Annotated in this window: 9 protein-coding genes and 1 pseudogene; 1 reads left to right on the forward strand and 9 read right to left on the reverse strand. The window is 46.8% G+C overall.

Going from position 1 to position 8,308, the window contains the following annotated elements:
* Window positions 1–3: 3 nt before the first annotated feature.
* From AC3WRW_RS03735 to AC3WRW_RS03760, 6 genes are all read right to left on the reverse strand, one after another.
* Window positions 4–990: a beta-ketoacyl-ACP synthase III gene (locus AC3WRW_RS03735; RefSeq protein WP_216625882.1), complete on the reverse strand. Its 987-nt coding sequence runs from the start codon at window positions 988–990 to the stop codon at window positions 4–6.
* Window positions 987–1,991, reverse strand: a complete 1,005-nt coding sequence (gene plsX / locus AC3WRW_RS03740) for a phosphate acyltransferase PlsX (RefSeq protein WP_492545015.1) — start codon at window positions 1,989–1,991, stop codon at window positions 987–989. Before plsX ends, AC3WRW_RS03735 begins: the two co-directional genes overlap by 4 nt.
* Window positions 1,975–2,589, reverse strand: a complete 615-nt coding sequence (fapR, locus tag AC3WRW_RS03745; RefSeq protein WP_164819829.1) for a transcription factor FapR — start codon at window positions 2,587–2,589, stop codon at window positions 1,975–1,977. Before fapR ends, plsX begins: the two co-directional genes overlap by 17 nt.
* Window positions 2,590–2,708: 119 nt before the next feature.
* On the reverse strand, window positions 2,709–2,882 hold the full coding sequence (gene rpmF / locus AC3WRW_RS03750) for a 50S ribosomal protein L32 (RefSeq protein ID WP_029195321.1): 174 nt from the start codon (window positions 2,880–2,882) through the stop codon (window positions 2,709–2,711).
* Between the two features lie 38 nt (window positions 2,883–2,920).
* Window positions 2,921–3,430: a YceD family protein gene (locus tag AC3WRW_RS03755; RefSeq protein ID WP_492545026.1), complete on the reverse strand. Its 510-nt coding sequence runs from the start codon at window positions 3,428–3,430 to the stop codon at window positions 2,921–2,923.
* Between the two features lie 89 nt (window positions 3,431–3,519).
* A complete protein-coding gene (locus tag AC3WRW_RS03760) occupies window positions 3,520–4,644 on the reverse strand; it encodes a SepM family pheromone-processing serine protease (RefSeq protein WP_492545016.1) in 1,125 nt (374 codons plus the stop codon).
* A 129-nt stretch (window positions 4,645–4,773) separates the two neighbouring features.
* Here AC3WRW_RS03760 and AC3WRW_RS03765 point away from each other — a divergent pair, with 129 nt between their 5' ends.
* Window positions 4,774–6,054: a nucleoside recognition domain-containing protein gene (locus AC3WRW_RS03765; protein ID WP_492545017.1), complete on the forward strand. Its 1,281-nt coding sequence runs from the start codon at window positions 4,774–4,776 to the stop codon at window positions 6,052–6,054.
* A gap of 89 nt (window positions 6,055–6,143) precedes the next feature.
* On the opposite strand, the gene coaD is transcribed toward AC3WRW_RS03765, so the two are convergent.
* The 3 genes and pseudogenes from coaD to AC3WRW_RS03780 form a co-directional block, all read right to left on the reverse strand.
* Complete coding sequence (coaD, locus tag AC3WRW_RS03770) at window positions 6,144–6,644, reverse strand: pantetheine-phosphate adenylyltransferase (protein WP_492545018.1); 501 nt, start codon at window positions 6,642–6,644, stop codon at window positions 6,144–6,146.
* A 24-nt stretch (window positions 6,645–6,668) separates the two neighbouring features.
* Window positions 6,669–7,229, reverse strand: coding sequence for a 16S rRNA (guanine(966)-N(2))-methyltransferase RsmD (gene rsmD / locus AC3WRW_RS03775; RefSeq protein ID WP_492545019.1), 561 nt, complete (start codon window positions 7,227–7,229; stop codon window positions 6,669–6,671).
* An 830-nt stretch (window positions 7,230–8,059) separates the two neighbouring features.
* Window positions 8,060–8,308: pseudogene (locus tag AC3WRW_RS03780) on the reverse strand (hypothetical protein); the annotation flags it as partial.

Consider the following 8,308-nt stretch of genomic DNA (forward strand, 5'->3'; position numbering starts at 1 on the left):
GGACTACCACACCATCGCGGTCGCGCCCCAAGTCAGACCTCCGCCGAAACCGACAAGCACTAAGCGGTCGCCTTCCGTCAATCTGCCTTGCTCGGCAGCTTCTGCAAGCGCTACTGGGATGGAAGCGGCAGACATATTCCCATATTTATCAAGATTAATCATGCATTTATCTTCTGTCAATTCCAGACGGTTTAAGGAGGCTTGAATAATCCTCATATTGGCTTGATGCGGAACCAGCAAATCAATGTCCGTTTTGTCCCAGCCCGCTTTGCGCAAAGCTTCATCCGCTGCATTCCCCATAATCCGTACGGCGAATTTGAAAACTTCGGCGCCAGCCATGTAGATGTAGTGCAAACGTTGATCGATGGACGTCTGTGAGGCAGGATTGCGCGAGCCTCCGCCTTCAATTTTGAGCAGCGGACCGCCTGTGCCGTCAGCGCCAAGCTCGAAGGATTTGAATCCTCTTTCCTCCGGAACTTCGCCGATCACGACAGCTCCCGCGCCATCGCCAAACAAAATGCATGTGTTGCGGTCTGTATAGTCTGTTATCTTGGATAAACAATCTGCACCGATGACAAGCGCATATTTATAAGTTCCGGTTGCAATGAAATTCGAAGCATTAGCCAGTCCATAAACGAATCCTGAGCAGGCTGCAGATAAATCAAATGCGGCTGCCTTCTTAGCTCCCAGTTTCTCTTGGAGTATGCATGCCGTCGATGGGAATGCCATATCCGGAGTGATTGTGGAAACAATAATGAGATCCAGTTGGTCCGCTGTAATGCCAGCGTTGGCCAGCGCGATCAAGGAAGCTTCGTAGCAAAGATCAGAAGTTGCTTGCGCCTCAGCCGCAATCCTTCTTTCCCGGATGCCCGTTCTCGTTACGATCCACTCATCGTTCGTCTCAACCATCGTTTCCAATTCTTGATTCGTCAATATACGATCAGGTACATATTTACCTGTACCAAGTACCCCTACTGGTATTAGGTTCATGTTGTTATATCTCTCTTCCCATGGCTTATTTCGGCAGATATCGTGCCAACCAAATCATTTTGCAAAGCTATTCTTGCTTGCCGAACCGCATTTTTAATGGCATTTGCGTCAGAGGAACCATGACTCTTCAGGACCAATCCATCTATACCCAAGAATGGCGCCGCCCCATGCTCGTTATAATCCAGCTTTTTGCGGAATTGGGTGAGACCCGGCTTCAAGACGGCCGCAGCAAGCTTGGTGAATATTGATTTCGTAAACTCTTGTTTCAATGCTGAAAAAATGGTTGACGCAGCTCCCTCGAGCGATTTCAGCATAATATTGCCGGCAAAGCCGTCACATACGATAACATCGCATTTGGCGCGGAGCACCTGGGATGATTCCACATTTCCTACAAAATGTATCGGCGCTTGCTCCATTAAAGGATATGCCGTTTTCGTTAATTCATTCCCTTTGGCCGCCTCGGTTCCAACGTTCAAAAGGCCTACGCGGGGCTTCGAAATCCCGTGTACTTTGGAGCGGTAAATACTGCCCATAATTGCGTATTGTAGCAATTGCTCCGGCGTAGCATCCATGTTCGCACCCAAGTCGAGCGCCAACACGCCGCCACCGTCCATGGTTGGAATCATAGGCGCCAGCGCCGGCCGCTCAATACCCGGAATTCGACCAACGACGAGCAAGCCTGTCGTCATCAAAGCCCCTGTGTTCCCAGCGGAAATCATCGCTTCCGCTTCTTTCTCTCTTACCAATTTACCCGCCACAACCATGGAGGCGTCTTTCTTGCGTCGGACCGCTTTCACAGGCTCGTCTTCCGCTTCAATGACCTCTTCCGTATGACGGATACTTATATTTGCCGGCCTCTCTGTGAGGTGGGCTTCAATCGCGGCGCTGTTGCCGACCAGAATGATATGTACGTCTTTCCACTCTTTGGCCGCTGCAAGTGCACCTTCCACTACGATTTTAGGGGCATTATCGCCGCCCATGGCATCAATCGCGATCCGCATGCAGCTTGTCCTCCCTCTCTAGATGTTGCTCTTTCTTGGAATGAAAGATCACGAAATTACCACGGAACACAGCCTCATCGCCAACATAGGAAGACACTTCAACTCTTGCTTTCCCTTTGGAAACGGAACGCACATACGCTTTGGCGATACATTTCTCTCCCAGCTTTACAGAACGTATAAACCGGATATCTGCTGAGGCTGTCAAGGCGATCGGATCGTCGATAACGGCAACGGCGAGGGAGTTTGCTTGTGAGAATATATGATGTCCTCTTGCAATTTTGGTTCTTGAGAAAACATGATCTTCTTTAATTTCAAAAATCGAAATACCGCTTTGATCCAGTTGTAAATCGATCACTTCTCCAATGACTTCATCAATGGACAGTGAACGCACTTGATCGTACGTTTTGACCGCCATGTGCTTCATGCGCTCCCGCAGTTCAGGAATACCTAACTCCAATCGGTCTAACCGGACGGTTTGGATGCTAACCTGAAACGTTCGCATCAGTTCCTCGTCCGTCATAAAAGGATTTGCTTCAATGGCTTGGAGCAATTGCTGCTGCCTTTGTCGTTTAGGAAGGCGTTCGATGGCTAGCACCACCTTATCTCGTGAGATCTCATCTTATTACCAGATACTAAACTGTAGTATATTAAATTTAGAACCAAAAAGAAAGCAAAAAAAATAGCACCTCACACTAGGATGAAGTACTATGTTTAATCTTATGCTTTTACGATCTCTCTACCTTTGTAAGTTCCGCAAGACTTGCACACGCGGTGTGCCAGCTTCAGCTCTCCACATTGTTCACATTTCACCATGCCTGGAACTTCCAATTTAAAGTGAGTACGGCGCTTGTCGCGACGAGTTTTGGATGTTCTCCGTTGAGGTACTGCCATATTCAAAACACCTCCTTCATTGAATTTCGGAAATTGCCTTATTCTTTGTTAAAAAAGTCCGCGAGACCTGCAAGTCTAGGATCAATCTTCTCCTGCTTGCAGCCGCAATCCTTGAGATTGCGATTTTCTCCGCACACGGGACAGAGACCTTTGCACGCTTCGTCACAAAGTGGTATGTACGGTAAACCGACCACTACATTTTCTACAACGTAAGGCTCTAAATCGACTTTATCTCCAACGACCAAATGAATGTCCTCGTCAAGATCGGGATCTTCTTCCTCTGGCTTCTGCATGAAGACTTCCTCGAAAGGAAGCTCGATTGTTTGATTAGTGTGCGTTAAGCATCGTGAACAGCTTAACTCCAAGTCTAGCGTTAACGTTCCGTTCACTTTTGCTACTCCGTCTTCATGCGTAGCAAGAAGATCGACACGTACAGGACCATGACTAAGCACATCTTGACGTCCTTCGAATGGAGACGTCAGATTCATTTCTTCCGTCATATGGACCGCGTGCCCTTTAAGAGCTAGCTCTCTAAAACGAATTTGCATGTTTTTCACCCCAAACAAACAAAGATTATTATATCCATTTCAATGACCTTTTGTCAATTATAAATCTACTTACTCTCTTCTTAAGTATCTTACTTCGGAGGCAGTGCCGCTAGAAACTTCAGGGCATCATCCATGGAGCCGATCTCAATAATTTTCATCTTCGTCTTAATTTGATTGGCTCTTTGAACCGCGTCCGAATAATTCGTGATTTTGGTCCCGTCCTTGTACGTCACATCTTTGGGGGCAAAGAAAAAGTCCGCTTTCTGTCTATCCGCGGCTATGATCTTATGTTGAATGCCTCCGATCGGACCCACAGTGCCGTCCGGCTCTATCGTCCCTGTTCCGGCTATTCGATACCCCTTTGTAATATCCTCCGGGACAAGCTGATTATAGATTTCTAATGAAAACATAAGACCGGCCGAAGGCCCTCCGATCTCCCCCGCCTTAATGGAGACCTGCTGGTCGCTCTGATCCGCTTTAACCGCCTGCATGTCAGCCGGAACGACGCCAATCCCCGCACGCGGCTCGCCTTTCGCTCCTTCCTGCTGAGGAAGGGTTCCAAGCGTCAGTGTCGCTTGCTGCTCCTCTTTTTTCCTGGCATAGGTTATGGTAATGGAATCCCCGGCTTTCTTCCCTTTGAGCGCGTTAAACAAATCCTGAGATACCTTCACATCCTTGGCATCCGCCTTCAGGAGCACATCGCCGGGCTTGAGCACCTTTTCTCCCGATAGACCAGGAACAGTTTGCAGCACCATAACACCCTCATGATTGATGTGAAAAGGAATCTTCGCATGCGTATACGCGGCTTGAATCGCACTCGCTTGGGAGGTCAGCATCACATATTCTTGACGCTGTGTATATTCCTGCTCGGACTCGCCTTTGCGCAAAACACTCGTTTTCGGCTGAATCTCTTCATAGGGATGAACAAGACCAATGAGATAATTGACCATGTTGGCATCGGCCACACGCACCGTCGTGAGCATCAGCGTTCCCTTTTCCGGATCCGAGCCCTTGGGTATCGTTACCATCGGTTTAATTTCTTCCGCCGTTCCCGGCATGAAAATAAAGAAAGGCAAACGGACAAAAAACAACAAATAGACAATCACTATTCCGACAAGCGCAGATGCTAAATAACGCCTGGTTGACGATCTTCTCGGATATTGATAAGAATCATTGGACCACGAGCGTATCCGATTCTCTTCTTCATTTTCCATATAGGCTCCCCTTCCCGATGCCTGCCTACTTCAAGTGATGACGATCTTACCGCCGAACCAACGAAGGCTTGGTCTAAACCATTGTCCTTTTGCGTACAAATGAAGCATGCTAAAGGATGAGGTGAAACCATGCAGCCTTCACAAGCAAGCGCTAAGCTCAAACTGATGACGCTGGTACTGGGGGCTCTGACCGCCCTTGTAGTCGTATCTATCATCCTATTCCCAGACAAAGCGTTTCAGTCTTCTCTTGAGGGACTTACGATTTGGTGGAAACTCGTATTTCCGGCGCTGCTGCCTTTTCTGATTATGACCGAGCTGTTGATCGGATTTGGCGTCATCCAAGGAACGGGTGTTCTGCTGGACCCATTGATGAGAATACTATTCCGTTTGCCCGGAGTAAGCGGTTGGGCGTTAGCCTCAGGCCTTATTGTAGGATTTCCTAGCGGAGCCAAAATTACAGCCACTCTCCGTGAAAAAAAACTCATCTCGGGACTTGAGACCGAACGGTTAACCGCTCTTTCCCATCTGTGCAGTCCTTTATTTTTGGTTATGGTTGTAGGGATCGGATTTCTGCACAGCGCAAAGCTTGGCATTATGCTCGCCATCGTCCATTACGTCACAGCCGCGATCACCGGCATTTTGATGAGATTTGCCAAAACGCCCCAGCAGCCTTCTGCTGTCTCTACCGAATCTGCAGTTCCTAAATCATCAGGCTCCGTTTGGAAGCTTGCTCTCTCCACCATGCGGCAAGCCTACCTGCACGATGGCCGCGCATTCGGCAAACTCCTCGGCGACGCCGTCGTTTCCTCCGTTCAAACCTTAATGGTGATCGGCGGATATATGATGATTTTTTCCGTGTTGATTAATGTCATTACCATTACCCGTTTTACGGATACGCTTAAACCGCTGACTTCCTTCTTGCTCGGCTTCATCAATGTCCATACGGATACCTCCCCACAATGGATTATGGGGTTGATGGAGATTCATCTCGGAGCCTATTCCTGGAGTCAAGCCCAAGGGCTCTCCTTGCTTCCGCAAATGGCGCTTATTAGCGCATTTCTTGGTTGGGGAGGCTTGTCCGCGCATGCACAGGTTATTGGATTTCATCAGAAAACAGAGGCACGATACCGCTTTTTCTTCCAGTCCCGCTTACTGCACGCCGTGCTCTCCTTCGTTTGTACCATTGTGTTCTGGAAACCGTTGCAGTTCCTTCTGATGGATGCGGAACCAAGCTTTCTCTTTCTTCCGACGGACCAAACATCCAACGCTAACTCGCTATTCACAGCTCCGATGAACGGCAGTTCGGTTTGGGGGTTATGGGGAGTTACCCTTGTTCAATTGCTGCTTCTCCTCTTCGCCCTGCTGATCGTCTCAACCTTCGTAAGCATTTTCCGAAAAAGAGCTCGTTAGGCCTGTTTCAAAGGCGGTTCAAAGGCGGATCTAAAGGCGGTTTCAAAAGCGGTTCAATGACGGTTCAAAGGCTGGTTCAATGACGGCTCCTAAGTTAACGGATACTTTTTTTGCAGCGCTTCTTCCACTTCAGGAGGAACTAAATCCACAACAGGCCCATGAAAGCGAGCGATTTCTTTGACGATGCTCGAGCTCAAGTAGGAATACTGGGGCTTCGATGTCATAAAGAAAGTCTCCACATCCGAGTTAAGCTTGTGATTCGTGGACGCCATCTGCAGTTCGTATTCAAAATCAGAAACGGCCCGAAGACCGCGCACAATGAGGCGCACATTTCGGGATTTCATATAATTTACCATTAAGTCTCGAAACCCGTCTACTTCTACATTCGGCAGATCCTTCGTGACTTTGCGGATAAGCTCTATTCTTTCTTCCAACGTGAACAAAGGGTTCTTGGACGTGTTATTAAGTACTGCAACAATGAGCTTATCGAACACCTTCGCTGCTCTATGTATAATATCAAGGTGGCCATATGTCACCGGGTCAAAGCTTCCCGGGTATACGGCTATGGTACTGCCGTGTTCTTGTTTCATCCTGATGTCCTCTCCTTTAATCGCCTATTCATCTACGGACTGTTTATAAATCGTTACAGCGGTATCTCCGTAGTCGGCTCTTCTCTGTTGTCTAAATCCGCCAATAACGTCTTCCAGAACATCCTTCGCATCGTGTTCCACAACAATCGTGGTATTCGCATCGACGATGGTGTGCGCTTCCATACTGCTTATCAGCTCCACAATCACTTTCATTTTATATGGAGGATCTAGAAAAACAAGCTGGAACTGCTGCTGCCTCTTAGCTAATGCTTTCAGTGCCCGAGCGGCATCTGTTCTGTAAACCTCAGCCTGATCTTTAAGACCGGCCGCTTGCAAATTATGCTGGATCGTGTCGATGCTTTTCTTCTCGATATCAATGAAGACCGCTTTATCCATCCCGCGGCTCAGAGCCTCGATGCCCAGTCCGCCGGTTCCTGCGAACAGGTCGAGTACCTGTCCTCCTTCAAAATACGGACCGATCATACTGAAGATCGCTTCTTTCACTTTATCCGTTGTCGGTCGCGTGCTGATACCGGGTACCGCCTTTAGCGACCTGCCTTTGGCAGTGCCTGAAATCACTCTCATCTTGCGTTATTTCCCTTCTGGCTGGCTCATTCTTTTGCTATCGTACCACAAGCACTATTCTGACACAAAAATTTTGTGTCTGCCATGTATAATTTTCCTGTAAAACGGTCATCCTTGAACTATCGACATCAGAGAATGTCGTAGACAACCGCGGAGAAGACTTACGTTTCCCCATAAGCTCTTCGTCCGGTTTCTCCTCTCCCATGAGACGGCCTGTAAAAGGGCCGTCGTTATTATTTTATGGGATAGTTTTGTGAAACCCTTATGGAATAAGGGATTCAGATTGCATTTAGTTAAAAAGAAAGTGATGTAATAAAACACTAGTAATTTCGATGGCGACCATTTGGCGACCAAATACAAAAGATCGATCGATAAATACATACATACAACAATTCATTGCAAACTCAAGCTTCCATTCTCAAATAACAATATTACATAAACATCTCCAAATAACCGAATTCTTTTGTATATATAATGTAGGTAAAAAACCATAGGTAATTCACACCTTTTACAACTCCAAAGATTGTTTAAAAGATAAAATGAATCTATAGATACGTTATACAATAAATAGTAATATTAATTTAAACCGAGAAGCAGATGTTGAAGAAGCCTCGTTCGGAAGACCATGAGTCTTCTTTTATGATCTGTCCTACATCATCTTAATCCATACCATACACTTCTTCAGTATGACTCAACACTGAAACTGTTTCACTATGTCCCTTTTGTCATCCCCTAAACTATAATCTCTCAAAGACCGCAATCGGAATTATACTGGTCACAACCCTCCGGTTGGAACAGCGTTAGCCACTTAGACGAGACTGAAAAGACAATCAGTTATTGTAGATCAGAAGTACTTCTCGTTTGAAATCCTCATACATTTCAAATGCTTCTTGTAGTATTTCCTCTAAATCATTATAATTACGAAAAACAGGTTTACTTACCTTATCCTCGTCTTTTTCATCAAGTAGCAGCTTTAACACTCCCCATGGACCACCTGTACCGGACTGCAATTCATTGTTTATCCATACAGCCCAAATAAATTCCACAACTCCATATTTAAGCGATATATTAAATTGTAG

Source organism: Paenibacillus sp. FW126-R14, from assembly GCF_058789495.1.

What these genes read in the sequence shown, in the direction of transcription:
- coaD (WP_492545018.1), bottom strand. Translation starts at nt 6,644, where the DNA reads ATGAAACAAGAACACGGCAGTACCATAGCCGTATACCCGGGAAGCTTT.
- AC3WRW_RS03735 (WP_216625882.1), bottom strand. Translation starts at nt 990, where the DNA reads ATGAACCTAATACCAGTAGGGGTACTTGGTACAGGTAAATATGTACCT.
- AC3WRW_RS03765 (WP_492545017.1), top strand. Translation starts at nt 4,774, where the DNA reads ATGCAGCCTTCACAAGCAAGCGCTAAGCTCAAACTGATGACGCTGGTA.
- rpmF (WP_029195321.1), bottom strand. Translation starts at nt 2,882, where the DNA reads ATGGCAGTACCTCAACGGAGAACATCCAAAACTCGTCGCGACAAGCGC.
- AC3WRW_RS03760 (WP_492545016.1), bottom strand. Translation starts at nt 4,644, where the DNA reads ATGGAAAATGAAGAAGAGAATCGGATACGCTCGTGGTCCAATGATTCT.
- plsX (WP_492545015.1), bottom strand. Translation starts at nt 1,991, where the DNA reads ATGCGGATCGCGATTGATGCCATGGGCGGCGATAATGCCCCTAAAATC.
- AC3WRW_RS03755 (WP_492545026.1), bottom strand. Translation starts at nt 3,430, where the DNA reads ATGCAAATTCGTTTTAGAGAGCTAGCTCTTAAAGGGCACGCGGTCCAT.
- rsmD (WP_492545019.1), bottom strand. Translation starts at nt 7,229, where the DNA reads ATGAGAGTGATTTCAGGCACTGCCAAAGGCAGGTCGCTAAAGGCGGTA.